The sequence below is a fragment of the Pseudomonas sp. PvP001 genome (genome assembly GCF_040546375.1).
Taxonomy (GTDB): Bacteria; Pseudomonadota; Gammaproteobacteria; order Pseudomonadales; family Pseudomonadaceae; genus Aquipseudomonas; species Aquipseudomonas coleopterorum.
This window is the reverse complement of record NZ_JBEPNQ010000001.1, coordinates 3,812,873-3,830,499: the sequence shown is the minus strand read 5'-3', so window position 1 is coordinate 3,830,499 and position 17,627 is coordinate 3,812,873. Positions and strand designations below refer to the sequence as shown.

General features: G+C 64.2%; 15 protein-coding genes and 3 tRNA genes. All 18 read right to left on the bottom strand.

What is annotated here, in order from left to right; translation table 11 throughout:
- Positions 1-4 precede the first annotated feature (4 nt).
- Positions 5-418, bottom strand: coding sequence for an alternative ribosome rescue aminoacyl-tRNA hydrolase ArfB (gene arfB, locus ABMD26_RS17565; RefSeq protein WP_192067570.1), 414 nt, complete (start codon positions 416-418; stop codon positions 5-7).
- Between the two features lie 12 nt (positions 419-430).
- Positions 431-1,804, bottom strand: coding sequence for an amino acid permease (locus tag ABMD26_RS17560; protein ID WP_090359594.1), 1,374 nt, complete (start codon positions 1,802-1,804; stop codon positions 431-433).
- A gap of 168 nt (positions 1,805-1,972) precedes the next feature.
- Positions 1,973-3,154, bottom strand: coding sequence for a 23S rRNA pseudouridine(2605) synthase RluB (gene rluB, locus ABMD26_RS17555; RefSeq protein ID WP_049862170.1), 1,182 nt, complete (start codon positions 3,152-3,154; stop codon positions 1,973-1,975).
- A gap of 112 nt (positions 3,155-3,266) precedes the next feature.
- A complete protein-coding gene (locus tag ABMD26_RS17550; RefSeq protein WP_049862171.1) occupies positions 3,267-3,461 on the bottom strand; it encodes a DUF1289 domain-containing protein in 195 nt (64 codons plus the stop codon).
- A 130-nt stretch (positions 3,462-3,591) separates the two neighbouring features.
- A tRNA-Asp gene (locus ABMD26_RS17545) sits at positions 3,592-3,668 on the bottom strand.
- A gap of 94 nt (positions 3,669-3,762) precedes the next feature.
- Positions 3,763-3,839, bottom strand: a tRNA-Asp gene (locus ABMD26_RS17540).
- Positions 3,840-3,907: 68 nt separating this feature from the next.
- Positions 3,908-3,983: transfer RNA gene (locus tag ABMD26_RS17535), tRNA-Val, on the bottom strand.
- A gap of 218 nt (positions 3,984-4,201) precedes the next feature.
- The gene (locus ABMD26_RS17530; RefSeq protein WP_056843787.1) at positions 4,202-5,413 is read right to left on the bottom strand and encodes an O-succinylhomoserine sulfhydrylase; all 1,212 of its coding nucleotides are present in this window, start codon (positions 5,411-5,413) and stop codon (positions 4,202-4,204) included.
- Between the two features lie 14 nt (positions 5,414-5,427).
- On the bottom strand, positions 5,428-6,933 hold the full coding sequence (gene purF, locus ABMD26_RS17525; RefSeq protein WP_122743682.1) for an amidophosphoribosyltransferase: 1,506 nt from the start codon (positions 6,931-6,933) through the stop codon (positions 5,428-5,430).
- A 41-nt stretch (positions 6,934-6,974) separates the two neighbouring features.
- Positions 6,975-7,532, bottom strand: coding sequence for a CvpA family protein (locus ABMD26_RS17520; RefSeq protein ID WP_049862174.1), 558 nt, complete (start codon positions 7,530-7,532; stop codon positions 6,975-6,977).
- Positions 7,533-7,713: 181 nt separating this feature from the next.
- A complete protein-coding gene (locus ABMD26_RS17515) occupies positions 7,714-8,355 on the bottom strand; it encodes an SPOR domain-containing protein (RefSeq protein WP_090359604.1) in 642 nt (213 codons plus the stop codon).
- Positions 8,339-9,646: a bifunctional tetrahydrofolate synthase/dihydrofolate synthase gene (gene folC, locus ABMD26_RS17510; RefSeq protein ID WP_354310950.1), complete on the bottom strand. Its 1,308-nt coding sequence runs from the start codon at positions 9,644-9,646 to the stop codon at positions 8,339-8,341. Before folC ends, ABMD26_RS17515 begins: the two co-directional genes overlap by 17 nt.
- Positions 9,643-10,563, bottom strand: coding sequence for an acetyl-CoA carboxylase, carboxyltransferase subunit beta (gene accD / locus ABMD26_RS17505; protein WP_122476414.1), 921 nt, complete (start codon positions 10,561-10,563; stop codon positions 9,643-9,645). The genes folC and accD overlap by 4 nt, the downstream gene beginning before the upstream one ends.
- Before the next feature lie 164 nt (positions 10,564-10,727).
- Positions 10,728-11,354, bottom strand: a complete 627-nt coding sequence (locus ABMD26_RS17500; protein WP_122743685.1) for a phosphoribosylanthranilate isomerase — start codon at positions 11,352-11,354, stop codon at positions 10,728-10,730.
- A 39-nt stretch (positions 11,355-11,393) separates the two neighbouring features.
- A complete protein-coding gene (truA, locus tag ABMD26_RS17495) occupies positions 11,394-12,266 on the bottom strand; it encodes a tRNA pseudouridine(38-40) synthase TruA (RefSeq protein ID WP_049862179.1) in 873 nt (290 codons plus the stop codon).
- Between the two features lie 125 nt (positions 12,267-12,391).
- Complete coding sequence (locus ABMD26_RS17490; RefSeq protein ID WP_134723368.1) at positions 12,392-14,881, bottom strand: motility hub landmark protein FimV; 2,490 nt, start codon at positions 14,879-14,881, stop codon at positions 12,392-12,394.
- 127 nt (positions 14,882-15,008) lie between these two features.
- Positions 15,009-16,016 carry an aspartate-semialdehyde dehydrogenase gene (locus tag ABMD26_RS17485; RefSeq protein ID WP_122743687.1) on the bottom strand — a complete coding sequence of 336 codons (1,008 nt, stop codon included), beginning with the start codon at positions 16,014-16,016 and terminating at the stop codon, positions 15,009-15,011.
- Positions 16,017-16,130: 114 nt separating this feature from the next.
- Positions 16,131-17,624: a polyphosphate:AMP phosphotransferase gene (gene pap, locus ABMD26_RS17480; RefSeq protein ID WP_134723369.1), complete on the bottom strand. Its 1,494-nt coding sequence runs from the start codon at positions 17,622-17,624 to the stop codon at positions 16,131-16,133.
- Positions 17,625-17,627: the final 3 nt, after the last annotated feature.

Below are 17,627 nucleotides of genomic sequence, written 5' to 3'. Positions count from 1 at the left end.
CCCTTCAGAAGTCGATCTTGCCGCGCCCGGCCTTGATCGCGCCACGCTTGGTCTTGCCTTCCAGGCGGCGGGTCTTGGAGCCCAGCGTGGGCTTGGTCGGCCGCCGCTTCTTCTCGACCTTGGTGGCCATGAGAATCAGCTCACGCAAGCGCTGCAACGCATCGGCCCGGTTCTGCTCCTGCGTACGGAACTGCTGCGCCTTGATCACGATCACGCCGTCACCGGTGATCCGGCTGTCACGCAGCGCCAGCAGCCGCTCCTTGTAGAACGGCGGCAACGACGAGGCGCTTATGTCGAAGCGCAGATGCACCGCGCTGGAAACCTTGTTGACGTTCTGCCCTCCCGCGCCTTGCGCACGGATGGCGCTGAGTTCGATTTCAGCGTCGGGCAGATGGACGGCGTTGGAGATCTCCAGCATGCGGCACTCCGCTCAGGACAGGGGTTTGGGCTTGAGGCGATAGCACAGGTACATCCCGCCGACCCACAGTGGAATGGCATACACCGAAATGCGAATACCCGGAATCATCAGCATGATGATCAAGATGAACGCCACGAACGCCAGGCACAGGTAGTTTCCGTACGGATACCACAGCGCCTTGAACAACGGCACCTGGCCCTGGCGCTGCAGGTGCTGGCGGAACTTGAGGTGCGAGTAGCTGATCATCGCCCAGTTGATCACCAAAGTCGCGACAACCAGCGACATCAACAGCTCCAGCGCCTGCTGTGGCACGAAGTAGTTCAACGCCACGGCCACCAGCGTGATTGCCGCCGACACCAGCAGCGCACGTACCGGTACGCCGCGCGCATCCACCTTGGCCAGCGCGCGCGGCGCATCGCCCTGCTCGGCCATGCCCAGCAGCATGCGGCTGTTGCAGTAGGTACCGCTGTTGTACACCGACAGGGCTGCGGTCAGGACCACGAAGTTGAGCACATGCGCCGCCGTGTCGCTGCCCAGCATCGAGAACACCTGCACGAACGGGCTGCCGCTGTAGGCGTCGCCCGAGGCATTCAGGCTGGCCAGCAGGCCATCCCACGGGGTCAGCGACAACAGCACCACCAGCGCGCCGATGTAGAAGATCAGAATACGGTAGATCACCTGATTGATGGCCTTGGGGATCACCGTCTTCGGGCTGTCCGCCTCGGCCGCCGTGAAACCGAGCATTTCCAGGCCGCCGAAGGAGAACATGATGATCGCCAGGGCCATGACCAAGCCGCCGACGCCGTTGGGGAAGAAGCCGCCATGCTCCCAAAGGTTGCTGACACCTGCCTGCGGGCCGCCATTGCCGCTGACCAGCAGGTAGCTGCCCAGGGCGATCATGCCGACGATCGCCGCCACCTTGATGATGGCGAACCAGAACTCGGCTTCCCCGAACACCTTGACGTTGGTCAGGTTGATGGCATTGATCATCACGAAGAACACCGCAGCCGATACCCAGGTCGGTATCTCCGGCCACCAGTAGTGCACGTATTTGCCGACGGCAGTCAGCTCCGACATGCCCACCAGGATGTACAGCACCCAGCAGTTCCAGCCCGACAGGAATCCGGGAAACCGGCCCCAGTAGCTATGGGCGAAATGACTGAAGGAACCGGCGACCGGCTCCTCGACGATCATCTCGCCCAGCTGGCGCATGATCAGAAAGGCGATGAAGCCGCAGATGGCGTAACCCAGGATCATCGACGGCCCGGCCGATTTGAGCACGCCCGCAGATCCCAGGAACAACCCGGTGCCGATGGCTCCGCCCAGGGCGATCAATTGGATGTGGCGATTCTTCAGCCCACGCTTGAGCTGGTTTGGTTCAGTCATCAGGGAGAAGTCACTTGTTCAATGCTTGAAGTATTGAAGGCGCAATAGCCTATCGCTTCACGCTGGTGTTCTGTGGGAGCGGGTCTCTGCCCGCGAAGAGCCCCCCACCGACACCCCACAAAAAAACGCCAACCCTGGAAGGTTGGCGCACGTGGACATCAGCCGTCCTTACTCAGGCTTGGGCTTGCGACGGCCGAAGCCTGGACGCTGACCCGTGCCCGCTGCCGGACCGCGACGATTGCCCGAAGGCGCGTCGTCCACCAGCTTGATGCCTGGACGCTTCGCCGCAGGCTTGGCACCTGGCTTGCCCGCAGGCTTGGCCGGGCGCTTGTTCATGTCCGCCGGACGCTCGGCCACGGGTGTGCCACGGCCACTGTCCTTGCGCGAAGCCGGCGCCGAATCGCCACGCGGCTGGCGAGCCGGGCGCTGTTCGGTGGACGGCGCGCCGTCGTGGGCCGGACGCAGGGTGCGCACACGCTCGCCCCGGCCCATGGGACGTGAGGACTTGCGCTGCATGCGCTCCAGCTTGTCCTTGGTCTTGGTGGTCATCGACGGCATGGCGACCGCAGCCAGACCCACCTCGGCACTCAAGGTATCGACTTCACCCTGGGTCAGCTCACGCCACCGGCCCATCGGCAGGTCGGAGTTGAGGAACACCGGACCGAAACGCACACGCTTGAGGCGACTGACCACCAGGCCCTGGGATTCCCACAGGCGACGCACTTCACGGTTACGGCCTTCCATGACCACGCAGTGGTACCAGTGGTTGAAGCCTTCACCGCCCGGTGCTTCCTGGATGTCGGTGAAACGCGCAGGACCGTCTTCCAGAATCACGCCGTTCTTGAGGCGCAACAGCATGTCTTCGTCGACTTCGCCGCGTACACGTACGGCGTACTCGCGGTCCATTTCGAACGAGGGGTGCATCAGGCGGTTGGCCAGTTCGCCATCGGTGGTGAACATCAACAGCCCGGTGGTGTTGATGTCCAGGCGGCCTACGTTGATCCAGCGGCCTTCGCGCGGGCGCGGCAGGCGGTCGAAGACGGTGGGACGGCCCTCAGGGTCGTCGCGGGTACAGATTTCGCCGTCAGGCTTGTTGTAGATGATCACGCGGCGCACGGTTTCCGAGGCTTCTTCGCGCTTGATCACCTTGCCGTCCACGGTGATGGCATCGTGCAGATCGACGCGCTGACCGAGGGTGGCGACCTTGGCGTTGACCTTGATCCGGCCTTCGCTGATCCACGCCTCTACGTCACGGCGCGAACCCACGCCGATACGGGCCAATACTTTCTGCAGTTTTTCGCCGGCGGGGCCGATTTCCTGGCTGCCGTCTTGCTGATCGAGATCTTTCATCGTAAGCACCTCCCGGTGGGTCGAATGGAATACTGCTCGGCGCAGGCGCGCCGGAGGGCCGCGAATGATACGCGCAACACGGGTGTTGCGCATCCAAGGCTAGCCGATTTTTTCAGCCTTTCTTCTTTTTCCGCTTGGCGGTGCCCTTCATGTCCTTCAACCGCTGCGCGGCCTGCTCGTTCACCTCGCGGCGCTCATCCTTGTCCATCTTCTTCCAGGCCTTGCACTCAGGCTTGGTCCGTCCGCAGGCGATGCAGGTGTCATCGGTGAACTTGCAGACGCTGATACAGGGGTTCTTGCTGCTCATGGATAACGGTACTCGAGGATGGCCGAATCGTTTGGACAACGGCCCCGCCAAATCGCGCCCACAAAAAAAGCGACCCTAAGGTCGCTTCCTTTGTTCGCTTCGAGGAGTTCAAAGGCCTCGGAGCTATATATGGCGCAGCGGACGGGACTCGAACCCGCGACCCCCGGCGTGACAGGCCGGTATTCTAACCGACTGAACTACCGCTGCGTATCGCTCGGACTTGCGTCCGTTTGAAACCTGTTGACCGAGAACTCTCGAGTTTCTCGATCACTGACCCGGAAAACCGAATCAGTACAAAAAATGGCGCAGCGGACGGGACTCGAACCCGCGACCCCCGGCGTGACAGGCCGGTATTCTAACCGACTGAACTACCGCTGCGCAGTGTGTGCTCTCGAACTTCAGCACGTGTTGCTCTTTGTTGCGTTCTCAGCTGCATTTCAACGAAATGGTGGGTGATGACGGGATCGAACCGCCGACCCTCTGCTTGTAAGGCAGATGCTCTCCCGGCTGAGCTAATCACCCTTTGCTTCGCTGAGGCCGCGAAATTTACGCAGGTACCGAACCTAAGTCAATACCCTGTATGAAGTTTTTTTGAAAAAGGTGTCAAACCCCAGAGCTTGTGAAACCTTGCGGGCCTCTTCGCGGGCAGAGCCCGCTCCCACAGTAACTTAGCTCAACTGAGAACTCTGTGGGAGCGGGGCGGGCGGCGAGCCCTCTGCCCGCGAAGAAGCCTTCAGCCCTTACAGCGCCGCCAGCCCGCGCGCGAGATCGGCCTGCAGGTCGCCCACGTCTTCCAGGCCTACTGCCACCCGGATCAGGCTGTCACGAATCCCTGCCGCTTCCCGCTCGGCTGGCGAAAGGCGCCCGTGCGAGGTGGTGGCCGGGTGGGTGATGGTGGTCTTGCTGTCACCCAGGTTGGCGGTGATCGAGATCAGACGCGTGGCATCGATGAAACGCCAGGCGCCCTCCTTGCCTCCCTTGACCTCGAAACTGACCACTGCGCCGAAACCCTTGGTCTGACGCTTGGCCAGCTCGTGCTGCGGATGGCTCGCCAGACCCGAGTAATGCACCTTCTCGATCCCGTCCTGCGCTTCCAGCCACTCGGCCAGCGCCTGGGCACTGGCGCAATGGGCACGCATGCGCAGGTTGAGCGTTTCCAGACCCTTGAGGAAGATCCAGGCGTTGAACGGGCTCAGGGTCGAACCGGCGGTGCGCAGGTAACCGAGCACCTCGTTCATCTCCTTGCTGCGCCCACACACCGCGCCGCCCATGCAACGGCCCTGGCCGTCGATGAACTTGGTCGCCGAGTGCACGACGATATCGGCACCCAGAACCAGCGGCTGCTGCAAGGCAGGCGTGCTGAAGCAGTTGTCGACCACCAGCATCGCACCACCGGCCCTGGCCACTGCGCTCAGGGCGGTGATGTCGACCAGCTCGGCCAATGGATTGGACGGTGACTCGACGAACAGCAATTTGGTATTGGCCTTGATGGCCCGCTCCCAGCCGCCGACGTCAGCCAGTGGCACGTAGTCCACCTCGATGCCGAAGCGCTTGAAGTACTTCTCGAACAGGCTGATGGTCGAGCCGAACACGCTCTGCGAAACCAGCACATGGTCGCCCGCGCTGCACAGGCTCATGACCACCGCAGTGATCGCCGCCATGCCGGTAGCGAAACCGACGGCCTGCTCGGCGCCTTCCAGGGCGGCCAAGCGCTCTTCGAAGGAGCGCACGGTGGGGTTGGTGTAACGCGAGTAGACGTTACCCGGCACTTCGCCGGCAAAACGCGCCGCGGCATCGGCCGCGGTACGGAAAACGTAGCTGGAAGTGAAGAACAGCGGATCGCTGTGTTCGCCTTCCGGCGTGCGGTGCTGGCCGGCGCGAACGGCCAGGGTGTCGAAGGACACCCCTTCCAGATCGCTATCCAGTCGCCCGGCATCCCATTCCTGTGTCATGCCGTTGCTCCCAATCAGTTGTTGTAGAGGTCTATGATCGCGCTGACCGCCTGAGACTTGCTCTTGTTGGAGTCATTGCGCGCCTGTTCGATCTTGTTCAGGTAGAACTCGTCGATATCGCCGGTGACGTACTTGCCGTCGAACACCGCGCAGTCGAAGTTCTCGATCTTGACCTTGCCGCCACCGACCGCGTCGATCAGGTCGGGCAGGTCCTGGTAGATCAGCCAGTCGGCACCGATCAGATCGGCCACTTCCTGGGTACTGCGGTTGTGCGCGATCAACTCATGCGCACTCGGCATGTCGATGCCGTAGACGTTCGGGTAGCGCACGGCTGGAGCAGCCGAGCAGAAATAGACGTTCTTGGCGCCCGCTTCGCGTGCCATCTGGATGATCTGCTTGCAAGTGGTGCCGCGTACGATCGAGTCGTCCACCAGCATCACGTTCTTGCCGCGGAATTCCAGCTCGATGGCGTTGAGCTTCTGGCGTACCGATTTCTTGCGTGCAGCCTGGCCGGGCATGATGAAGGTACGGCCGATGTAGCGGTTCTTGACGAAGCCTTCGCGAAACTTCACGCCCAAATGGTTGGCCAGTTCCAAGGCTGCGGTGCGGCTGGTGTCCGGGATCGGGATGACCACGTCGATGTCGTGCTCGGGACGCTCGCGCAGGATCTTGTCGGCCAGCTTCTCGCCCATGCGCAGACGCGCCTTGTACACCGAGATGCCATCGATGATGGAGTCCGGACGTGCCAGGTAGACGTGTTCGAAGATGCACGGCGCGTATTGCGGGTTGGGTGCGCACTGGCGAGTGTGCAGCTTGCCGTCTTCGGTGATGTACACCGCTTCGCCCGGTGCGAGGTCGCGGATCAGGGTGAAGCCGAGTACGTCCAGGGACACGCTTTCGGAGGCGATCATGTACTCCACGCCTTCGTCGGTGTGCCGCTGGCCGAACACGATCGGGCGGATCGCGTGCGGGTCGCGGAAGCCGACGATGCCGTAGCCGGTGATCATGGCCACCACCGCGTAACCGCCGGTGCAGCGCTTGTGCACGTCGGTGACGGCCGCGAACACGTCTTCCTCGGTAGGCTGCAGCTTGCCGCGCACCGCCAGTTCATGGGCGAACACGTTGAGCAGCACTTCGGAGTCGGAGCTGGTATTGACGTGACGCAGATCCGATTCGTAGATCTCCTTGGCCAGCTGCTCGACGTTGGTCAGGTTGCCGTTGTGCGCCAGGGTGATGCCGTAGGGCGAGTTGACGTAGAACGGCTGGGCCTCGGCCGAAGTCGAGCTGCCCGCCGTGGGATAGCGCACATGACCGATGCCCATGTGCCCGAGCAGGCGCTGCATATGGCGCTGCTGGAAAACGTCCCGTACCAGCCCGTTGTCCTTGCGCAGGAACAACTTGCCATCGCTACTGGTAACGATACCGGCAGCATCCTGGCCGCGGTGTTGGAGGACCGTTAGCGCGTCATACAGCGCTTGATTGACGTTCGACTTACCGACGATACCGACGATGCCACACATGCGACGCAACCCCTACTTAATGAATCTGAACTGAGCACCACTCACTGCGCTTTCGCGGCAGGCAAGAGGTGTTCCTTGAACGGAATGTCAGCCGGTGCGCTGATTCCGCTGGCGAGCCACTGGCTGGACATCCCCAGGATGAGGTTTTTCGACCAGTCAGCAACCAAAAGAAATTGCGGCAGCAGGCGTGATTCCTGCCACCAGGCATCCTGTTGAACGGGCCCCAGGCTCAGCAGCCCGGCGGCCACCACCACCAGCAGGCCCCCGCGCGCGGCGCCGAAGACCATGCCCAGAAAGCGGTCGGTGCCCGACAATCCGGTGACGCGAATGAGTTCGCCGATCAGGTAGTTGACCATGGCGCCGACCAGCAAGGTGGCCACGAACAGCACGGCACAGCCTGCGATGACACGTGCCGATGGCGTCTGGATGTAGTTTTCGAAGTAACCGGCGAGCGAACCGCCGAACAGCCAGGCCACGCCACCTGCGACTATCCACGTGACCAGCGACAGGGCTTCCTTGACGAAGCCGCGTGTCAAGCTGATCAGTGCGGAGATGGCGATGATCGCAATGATCGCCCAGTCGACCCAGGTAAATGCCACGGTGCGGCCTGCATACGGATAAGGCGGCGCATTTTAGCAGAGCGCGGGCCCGGTAGTAAGCGGCGATTGTCGCCTGCTCCGCAGCGCGCCCCTTCGCGGCCGCTGAGCGCTCCTGCAGCCTCCCGCAGGAGCGGTCAGCGGCCGCGAAGAAAGCGACACGATTCCACGGCGAACCAAGTCCTCAGCCGCGTTCAGGCTCGAAGCGCACCACGAAACCCTGGAGCTTCTGCTGGCGATTGATCACATCGCGCAGCCGTTCGGCCTCGGCGCGTTCGACCAATGGCCCGACGAATACCCGGTTCTTGCCGTCGGACGAACGCACGTAGGCGTTGTAGCCCTGCGTACGCAGGCTCTTCTGCAGGGCGTCGGCACCGGCCCGATTGGACAGACTGGCCAGTTGCACCGACCAGCTGACCGGCAGCCCGTTGGGGTCGATCTTGCTCGCGGTGTCCGGCTTGGCGGCCGGTGCCACCTTGGCGGCTGCAATCGGTGCCGAGGGCTGCACCGTTTCCACCGGCTTTTTCGCAGCAGCCGCAGGCGCTGAGGGCACCGGCTGGATGGGCTGGCTCGGCGCGCTGGCCTGCACCTGGGCCTGCTGGGGAACGGGCTCGGACTCGATGATCTGCGGCTCGGGCACGTCAACCGGCTCGACCTGCACCTGGGGCGCGGCCGGTGCCTGCGGCGCTGCCGGGGCCTGCACCTGAACCTGGCGCACGGTGTCGTCCTGCCGCGAAAACAGCATCGGCAGGAAAATCACCGCCAGCGCGATCAGCACCAATGCGCCGATCATGCGCTGCTTGAACACCTTACTGGGCAATGCCATCCACGTTCTCCCGTTCTACGTTGCCATACATCCATTTCAAGGCCTGGGCGACACAGTGGAACGAGCCGAACACCAGAATCTCGTCACCCTCGCCTGCTGCTTCGCACTGCGCTTCGAGCGCATCGGCGAGGCTGGCATGAGACGTCGTGGTGGCGCCAAGGTTCAGGAGTGCAGCATTCAACTCGGCGGCTGGCCGGGTGCGAGGGGTTTTCAGCGGTGCGACGGCCCACTCGGCGATGACAGGAGCCAGTGGCTCGACCACACCGGCCAGATCCTTGTCGGCCAGCAGGCCGAACACGGCCAGACGCCGGCCCGTCAGAGGCTGGCGCGCCAGACGCTCGGCCAGGAAGCGCGCAGCGTGCGGGTTGTGACCTACGTCCAGGAGAATGTCGAGCGTCTTGCCTGCCACATTCACCCGGTGGCGATCCAGGCGACCGGCCACTCGAGTATGCGCCAGCGCCCAACCGATGCGCGCGGCGTCGCGCGGCAGATCGAGGGCGACGTAGACCTGCAGCGCCAGCGCCGCGTTCTCCAGCGGCAGGCTGGGCAGCGGCAACGACAGCAGTTCGACCGGGTAGCCTTCGACGTCCACGCCACGCCACGACCAGTGATCGTCGTGCTCGGTGAAATCGTAGTCCCGGCCACGCAGATAGAACGGACAGCCCAGCGTGGCCACCTGATCGAGCAACGGCTGTGGAGGATCGATATCGCCGCACAAGGCCGGCACGCCGGCACGCAGGATGCCAGCCTTCTCGAAAGCCACCGACTCGCGGGTATCGCCCAGGTATTCGGCATGGTCCAGGCCGATGCTGGTGATCACGGCGAGGTCGGCGTCCACGAGATTGACCGCGTCCAGCCGACCGCCCAGGCCCACTTCCAGAACCACGGCGTCGAGCCCGGCACGCTGGAACAGCCACAGCGCGGCCAGGGTGCCCATCTCGAAATAGGTCAGGGTGGTTGCACCGCGCGCTGCTTCAACGGCGGTGAAGGCTTCGCACAACTGCGCGTCGGTGGCCTGCTTCCCGTCGATCACGACCCGCTCGTTGTAGCGCAACAGATGCGGCGAGGCATAGACCCCGACCTTCAGCTCGCGGTCCTGCATCAGTGCAGCGATGAAGGCGCAGGTCGAACCCTTGCCATTGGTGCCGGTGACCGTCACCACACGCTCGGCCGGCTTGCCCAGGCCCAGGCGTTGCGCGACTTCGCGGCAACGGTCCAGGCCCATGTCGATGGCCGCCGGATGCAGCTGCTCCAGGTAGGCGAGCCACTGGCTCAGGCTGCGCTCGGTCATACGTTGGCAGGCGCCGGTGGCACCACGATGGGCTCGATCGGAGCGGCCACGTAGGTAGGCGTCGGCAGGCCCATGAACTGGGCCAGCAGGCTGCCCAGTCGCGGACGCAGCTCCTGACGCGAAATGATCATGTCGATGGCGCCATGCTCGATGAGGAACTCGCTGCGCTGGAAGCCTTCGGGGAGCTTCTCGCGAACGGTCTGCTCGATCACGCGCGGGCCGGCGAAACCGATCAGCGCCTTGGGCTCGGCAACGATCACATCACCCAGCATGGCCAGGCTGGCGGAGACGCCACCGTAGACCGGGTCGGTCAGCACCGAAATGAACGGAATGCCCTCTTCGCGCAGGCGCGCCAGAACCGCCGAGGTCTTGGCCATCTGCATCAGTGAGATCAGGGCTTCCTGCATGCGCGCACCACCGGAGGCGGCGAAGCAGATCATCGGGCAGCGATTTTCCAGGGCATAGTTGGCGGCGCGCACGAAGCGCTCGCCGACGATGGCGCCCATGGAGCCACCCATGAAGGAGAATTCGAAGGCGCTGGCCACCACGGGCATGCCCAGCAGGGTGCCGCTCATGGAGATCAACGCATCCTTTTCACCGGTCTGCTTCTGCGCAGCGGTCAGGCGATCCTTGTATTTCTTGCCGTCGCGGAACTTCAGGCGATCGACCGGCTCCAGATCGGCGCCCAGCTCGGCACGGCCGTCTTCATCGAGGAAGATGTTCAGGCGCGCGCGTGCACCGATACGCATGTGGTGGTTGCACTTGGGGCAGACGTCGAGGGTCTTTTCCAGCTCCGGACGGTACAGCACTGCTTCGCAGGACGGGCACTTGTGCCACAGGCCTTCGGGCACCGAGCTTTTCTTCACTTCCGATCGCATGATCGAAGGGATCAGCTTGTCTACCAACCAGTTGCTCATGCTTTATTTCTCCAGTACCGGGGACTGCTGGCCTGGCCAGGTCCCGCGCATGCTCTTGAGCGTATTCAGATATGAAACGAATGCGTGGGCGAGCGCGGCGCAGGCATGAGACCTGCGTGCCGCGCGTTTCGCGAAACGTATGGACGGTGCCGGGCAGCGCGCCGTCACATGCTGCTCCCACGCACCGCCTTGATGAAAGCGTCGATCTTGCCGTGGTCCTTGATGCCCTTGCTCGACTCGACCCCGCCGCTGACATCCACCGCCCAGGGTTTGACCTGAGTGATGGCCTGGGCGACGTTGCCCGCGTGAAGCCCGCCGGCCAGCACGATCGGCTTGTCCAGGTGCTCGGGCACCAGCGACCAGTCGAAGGCTTCGCCAGTGCCGCCGGGCACACCGGCGACGAAGGTGTCGAGCAGAATGCCGCTGGCGTTGCGATAGGCACGGCACGCCGCCTGCAGATCGTCGCCGGGACGTACGCGCAGGGCCTTGATGTACGGACGGTGGTAACCCTCGCACTCGGCCGGCGTTTCGTCGCCATGGAACTGCAGCAGGTCCAGCGGCACGGCATCGAGGATTTCGCCCAACTCGCAGCGGCTGGCGTTGACGAACAGGCCCGTGGTGGTCACGAACGGCGGCAGCGCGGCGATGATCGCGCGGGCTTGCTGGACGTTCACCGCCCGCGGACTTTTGGCATAGAACACCAACCCGATCGCATCGGCACCGGCGTGCGCAGCGGCCAAAGCATCCTCTATGCGGGTAATACCGCAGATTTTGCTGCGAACGGCTGACATGTCGGCGAGTACCTCGACTTGGCTAGGGAACGGCGGATGTTAGCAAATGCTGTCGGTAACGTCAGCCAGTGTGTCGAACCCGGTCAGGAAGTGCGGGCCGATGTAGCGTTCAGGCAGAGGAAACTCGTCACGGTACTCGACCTGCACCAGGTACAGCCCGAACGGATGGGCAGTAACACCGCCGGTCCTGCGCACCCGGCTCTGCAACACTTCTGCGGCCCACTCGATAGGCCGCTCGCCGGTGCCGATGGTCATCAGCACGCCGGCGATGTTGCGCACCATGTGGTGCAGGAAGGCATTGGCGCGCACGTCGATGACGATCATCTTGCCGTGCTGGGTGACCCGCAGGTGATGCAGCTGCTTGATCGGCGACTTGGCCTGGCACTGACCGGCGCGGAAGGCGCTGAAATCATGGGTGCCGACCAGTGCCTGCGCGGCGGCGGCCATGCGGGTGACGTCCAGCGGGCGGTGATTCCAGGTGATTTCCTCGCCCAGGTGCGCGGGCCGGATCTGGTCGTTGTAGATGACGTAGCGGTAGCGTCGGGCGATGGCCTTGAAGCGCGCGTGGAAATTGGGCGGCATGACCTTGGCCCAGGTGACGCTGACGTCGTGGGGCAAGTTGATATTGGCGCCCATCACCCAGGCTTTCATGCTGCGTTCGGCCTGGGTGTCGAAGTGCACCACCTGGCCGCAGGCGTGAACCCCGGCGTCGGTGCGGCCGGCGCACATCAGCGAGACAGGCGAGGCTGCGACCTTGCCCAGAGCGTCTTCGAGGGTTTCCTGGACGGTGCGCACGCCCGACGCCTGGCGCTGCCAGCCGCGGTAGCGCGAACCTTTGTACTCCACGCCCAGCGCGATACGGTAAAAGCCGTCGGCCGCCGATTCGGCGGCCGAGTTGTCGATGTTTTGCACGAAGTTGCAGCCTGTTGGTTAAGCGATGGCGGCGATTATACCGGATCCTGAAATTGCGGCGCCTGGCCCGCCGCCTTCGCGGGCAGAGCCCGCTCCCACAGGGGGCCGGCGACGGCACCCCCGGATTATCGGCTGATACGCCCCAGCATTTCGCGTGCCTCGCCCTGCTGCCCGGCGCTGCCTTCCTTCAGCACTTCGCCGAGAATGTCGCGGGCACCGTCGTTGTCGCCCATCTCGATGTAGGCACGGGCCAGGTCCAGCTTGGTACCGGCCTCGTCGCCCCCGTCGAGGTAGTCGAAATCATCTTCGCCTTCGATCGGCGGGAGGTCTTCGGGTTTGGGTGGCGTGGCGAACGGTTCGGCCATGGGCGTGCGCGCAAAGCCGTCGGAGAGTTTTTCCAGCTCCGCGTTGATCTCGGTCAGGCGCGATTCCGGTGTCTGCGGTTCCTGAGCATCTTCGGCCAGGGACAGGTCGAAATCTTCCGGCAATGTCGTGTCGTTGTCGTCGGCCGGGCTCGCGGCTGCCGCTTTCTGTTCGGCCAGCAGGGTGTCGAAATCGATGTTGCTGTCCGCCGTCGGCGCGGTGTCCTGAGTGTCGTCCAGGTTCAGATCGAAATCGGTGTCGAAGGTACCGTCCAGCGAATCAGCCGCGCCAGGCTCGTCCTGCAGGAGCTGTTTGACGTACTCCGCATCCATTTGCGCTGCTACCGCCGCCGCACCGGCAGCTGCCGCGGCAGCGCCGAGCATGGCCGGGAAACGAGCCTTCAAGCGCTCGACGTCGGCGTGGTTCTGGCCCGTGGCAATCAGTTGCCGCTCCTGGCCGACGAAGCCATCGCGGTCACCCTGCAAGCCATAGACCTCCATCAGCTTCAGGCGCAGGTCGCTGCGCTCGGGCTCACGTTCGGTCGCAGCTTCCAGCAGTTCGGCGGCGTGATTGAGACGGCCTCGGGCAATGCTCTGCTCCACTTCCGCGAACAGACCTTCGTCGGTGTCGATGCTGGGGCGCAGTGGCGGCGTGGGCAACACGGTCTGCTCAGGCGCAGGAGCGAACGTGGAGGGAGCGGCACTGGCCCGGGCGCCGGCTACCGAGGCGGCGACCATGGCCGGGGTCAGGTGCACGGTCGCGGCCGGGCGTTCCAGCCCTTCGAAGCTGTTGGGCGGCAGGTCGAGGTCCGGGCCGTGGTCCGGCTCCTCGGCCAGGGCACGGGCCATGCGCATGTGCTTTTCGGCTTCCTGCTGTGCCTTGCGGCGGCGGGCCAGCAACAGCAGCAGCAACAGCAGCGCGGCCAGGGCGCTGGCACCGACCACCATCAGCAGGGTCGAATTGTCGGCGGGCTGATCGGCAGCGGTGTCGTCGGCCGGATCGCTGACGGCGTCCAGCGGCTCGCCCTGAGGCGCTACCGGCGTACTGGCGGCGGCGTCAGGGTTGACCTGTTCGGTGGCACCCGGCACGGTCGGTGCCGGAACCAGCTCGGCGTTGGTCGTCGCATTGGGGTCACTGGCGGCAGGCGCGCCGCCATCGGCTGCAGGCGCCAGCGCCTCGGCCGGGACCAGAGCTTCGGCAGGCACCGGCACATCGGCGCCAGCCGCCTGCATCTTGGCCAGCTGGTCGTTCTTGAGCTGGATCAGCTTCTGCAACTTGTCGAGCTGGCTCTGCAGGTCGGCGTTGCGGCTGCGCAGCTCTTCGTTGTCACGCCGGGTGGCATCCAGCGCTTCCTGGGTCACCGCAAGCTTCTGGTCCAATGCCTTGGCATCGCCTGCCGGACCATTGGCCTCGCTGGCGCCCGACACCAGGCTGAGGCTGTCCTGCGGCGGCGCAGCGGCCGGAGCCGGTGTGCCATTGCCGCGCCGCGTGGCGTCGACCTGCTGGGCACGCGGACCCAACCGACGGCCTTCGCGCCACGCAGCATTCTGCCGCGCGACTTCGGCCACTGCCGGCCCCGGCGCGGTGGCCGATGTCTGCTGCACGTCGGGCATGCGCAGGACCTGCCCGGTCTTGAGACGGTTGATGTTGCCGTCCAGGAACGCATCGGGGTTGAGCGCCTGGATGGCCAGCATGGCCTGCTGGACCGAACCGCCCTGGCGATTGCGCGCAGCAATTTCCCACAGCGTGTCGCGCGAGCCGGTTGTGTAGGACGCCTGGTTGACGGTGGCCGCCGGCGTACTCACTGCGGGTCGAGGAGCGTTCTGCGCGGCTTGCGCGGCCTGCGGGGCAAACTGCGCCGGATCGAGCAGCATGCTGTAGTCGCGCAACAGACGACCGCTGGGGAAGTTGACCTGAACCAGGAACTTCACCAGCGGCGCGGACAAGGGCTGGGTCGAGGTCACGCGGATGACGCTGCGGCCATTGGCGTTGATCACCGGCGTGAAGCGCAGGCTGTCCAGAAACGCCTGGCGCTCGACGCCCGCCTTGCTGAACTCCTCGGCCGGGGCCAGCACGGGCTGAACCTCGGCGGCGCTCAGGCCGCGCACGTCGAGCAGTTCTATCTCGGCCAGCAGAGGCTGGTTCACCGCAGACCTGAGGGTCAATTCCCCCAGCTCCAGGGCGTTGGCGATACCGGAGGACAGCGCCGAAGCGGCAGCCATTGCTAACACCAGTTTGCGAACTTGAACCATGGCCTAATCCTTGTTTGAACATTCCTCGGCAAGCGAGAAGAAGCTTGCACTGTCGCACGAACGACTGTCACACGCGATCAGCTGGGCAAAGCGTGCCAACCCTCTGCAAATTGTCGGCAAGTATCTTTTAGCCATGACCTTTAATCAACAACTCGGCCACTTGTACCGCATTCAGGGCTGCCCCCTTGCGCACGTTGTCCACCGTGGCCCACAGGCTCAGCGCCTGGGGATCATCGATGCCGGTACGCACCCGGCCCACGTACACCACGTCCTGCCCCACCGCATCGCCCACCGCTGTAGGGTAGTCGTCTTCCACCGTTTCGATACCCGGCGCCGTCGCCAGAACCTGGTTGACGGCGGCAAGGTCGAGCGCGGTGCCGCTCTGCACGGCGATGCTGTAGCTGTCGCCGAAGAACACCGGGGCCTGCACGCAGGTCACCGAGATCTTCAAGGTCGGCATGCCGAGCAGCTCACGCAGTTCGCTCACCAAGCGGCGTTCCAGCGGCACATGGCCCTGCGCGTCGGGCGTGCCGACCTGCGCCAGCAGGTTGAAGGCCATCTGGCGGTCGAAGAAGCGCGGTTCCAGCGGCCGGACATTGAGCAGTTCGGCAGTCTGCCGGGCCAGTTCGCTGACCGCTTCGCGGCCCAGGGCCGACACGGCCAGGCACGCCGTGACGTGCACCTGCTGAAGATCCAGCACGGCGCGCAGGGGCGCCAGGATCACTGCCAGGGCAATGGCGGCGGCGCTGGGGCTGGCCACCTGCACGGGCACCGGTAGATCGGCCAGTATGGCGGCGTTGGCTTCCGGCACGACATTGGGCGCCTCGTTCACCGGCAGGCCGCCCGAAAGATCGATAATCGTGCAACCGGCCGCCGTCGCGCGGGGGGCGAAGCTGCGGGTCACTGCGGGACCGGCCGCGAAAAACACCCATTTGACCAGACTGAAATCGAACTGATCGACTTCACGCACACGCACGTTCTTGCCGCGATACGCGACCGACGCGCCAGCCGATTCGCTGCTGGCCAGCAGATGCAACGCGCCGACCGGAAAGTCCCGTTCTTCCAGCACCTGCACGAGCGTTTCGCCGACCGTACCGGTGGCGCCGATCACGGCGATGTCGAAAGTCTGGGGCATGGGCAGGGTCCTCGAAGTATGAACAGGCCGCGCACTCTATCGGTTATCGACCGTTTTGTCCGCGTCGCATCCCGTAGCAGCGGTCATCGGCCGCGAACGGTGCGATGCGATCGCTCAGTCCTTTTTGTCTCTTTTGAACGCCGCTTCGAGTGTGTCGTTGATCGTGCGCAGCACCTTGACCCGTGCCCAACGTTTGTCATTGGCTTCCACCAGCGTCCAGGGCGCCACCTCGCTGCTGGTGCGGTCGACCATGTCGCCCACGGCATCGCGATAGGCGCCCCATTTCTCACGGTTGCGCCAATCGTCCTCGGTGATCTTGAAACGCTTGAAGGGGATCTGCTCGCGCTCCTTGAAGCGCTCGAGCTGGGTCTGCTCGTCGATGGCCAGCCAGAATTTGACCAGCACCACGCCGGCCTCGGTGAGTTGTTCTTCGAAGTCGTTGATTTCGCTGTAGGCACGCATCCAATCAGACGCACTGCAAAAGCCCTCGACCCGTTCCACCAGCACCCGGCCATACCAGGAGCGATCGAACACGGTGAATTTGCCGCGCGCCGGCAGCTGGCGCCAGAACCGCCACAGGTACGGCTGGGCCAGCTCGTCCTGAGTGGGCGCGGCGATGGGCACGATGTGGTACTGGCGCGGGTCGAGCGCGGCGGCGACGCGCTTGATCGCACCGCCCTTTCCGGCTGCATCGTTGCCTTCGAACACGGCCACCAAGGCATGACGGCGCATGCGCTTGTCGCGCATCAGCCCAGCCAGACGGGCCTGTTCGGTGATCAGTTGGCGTTCGTAATCGTCTTTTTCCAGTCGTTTGCTCAGGTCCAGGCTGCCGATCAGGCTGCGCTTGTCGATGCTCTCGCCCAAAGTGGCCACAGCCTGAGCCTTGGGTTCGACGGGTGCCTTCAGCGCCGCCTGCAAACCTTCGAGAATGATCTGCCCCACCGCCAGGCTGCGGTAGTGGGCATCGGCACCTTCGATCACATGCCACGGCGCATAGTCGCGGTCGGTCCTGCGGACCACGCGTTCGCCGAAGCGCACGAAGCGGTCGTAGGTCTTGGACTGCTGCCAGTCCAGCGGGCTGATTCGCCAGCTGTGCAATGGATCGTCACGCAGCGACTTGAGCCGCGCCTTCATCTGCTGTTTGGACAGATGGAACCAGAATTTGAAGATCAGCGCCCCTTCGTCGTGGAGCATCCGCTCCAGCCGCTGTGCGCCGTTGATGGCCTGTTCCAGACGACCGTCCTTGATATCGCCATGGACGCGATCCTGGATCATCTGGCTGTACCAGTTGCCGAAGAACACGCCCATGCGGCCCTTGGCCGGCAGTTGCCGCCAGTAGCGCCAGGCCGGTGGATGGGCGAGTTCTTCGTCGGTCTTGTCGTCGAAGGTCCGCACCTCGATCAGGCGCGGGTCCATCCATTCGTTGAGCAACTTGACCGTCTCGCCCTTGCCGGCCCCCTCGACCCCATTGATCAGCACGATCACCGGAAAGCGCGCCTGCTCCTTGAGCTCGTACTGAGCCTCCAGCAGCGCTTCGCGCAAGGCTGGCAAGCGCGCTTCATAGGTGTCCTTGTCGATGGCATGACCAATTTCGGCAGATTCGAACATGGG

Bases quoted from the DNA above. Each gene is read 5' to 3' on its own strand.
- arfB (WP_192067570.1), bottom strand. From the start codon at position 418: ATGCTGGAGATCTCCAACGCCGTCCATCTGCCCGACGCTGAAATCGAA.
- ABMD26_RS17560 (WP_090359594.1), bottom strand. From the start codon at position 1,804: ATGACTGAACCAAACCAGCTCAAGCGTGGGCTGAAGAATCGCCACATC.
- rluB (WP_049862170.1), bottom strand. From the start codon at position 3,154: ATGAAAGATCTCGATCAGCAAGACGGCAGCCAGGAAATCGGCCCCGCC.
- ABMD26_RS17550 (WP_049862171.1), bottom strand. From the start codon at position 3,461: ATGAGCAGCAAGAACCCCTGTATCAGCGTCTGCAAGTTCACCGATGAC.
- ABMD26_RS17530 (WP_056843787.1), bottom strand. From the start codon at position 5,413: ATGACACAGGAATGGGATGCCGGGCGACTGGATAGCGATCTGGAAGGG.
- purF (WP_122743682.1), bottom strand. From the start codon at position 6,933: ATGTGTGGCATCGTCGGTATCGTCGGTAAGTCGAACGTCAATCAAGCG.
- ABMD26_RS17515 (WP_090359604.1), bottom strand. From the start codon at position 8,355: ATGGCATTGCCCAGTAAGGTGTTCAAGCAGCGCATGATCGGCGCATTG.
- folC (WP_354310950.1), bottom strand. From the start codon at position 9,646: ATGACCGAGCGCAGCCTGAGCCAGTGGCTCGCCTACCTGGAGCAGCTG.
- accD (WP_122476414.1), bottom strand. From the start codon at position 10,563: ATGAGCAACTGGTTGGTAGACAAGCTGATCCCTTCGATCATGCGATCG.
- ABMD26_RS17500 (WP_122743685.1), bottom strand. From the start codon at position 11,354: ATGTCAGCCGTTCGCAGCAAAATCTGCGGTATTACCCGCATAGAGGAT.
- ABMD26_RS17490 (WP_134723368.1), bottom strand. From the start codon at position 14,881: ATGGTTCAAGTTCGCAAACTGGTGTTAGCAATGGCTGCCGCTTCGGCG.
- ABMD26_RS17485 (WP_122743687.1), bottom strand. From the start codon at position 16,016: ATGCCCCAGACTTTCGACATCGCCGTGATCGGCGCCACCGGTACGGTC.
- pap (WP_134723369.1), bottom strand. From the start codon at position 17,624: ATGTTCGAATCTGCCGAAATTGGTCATGCCATCGACAAGGACACCTAT.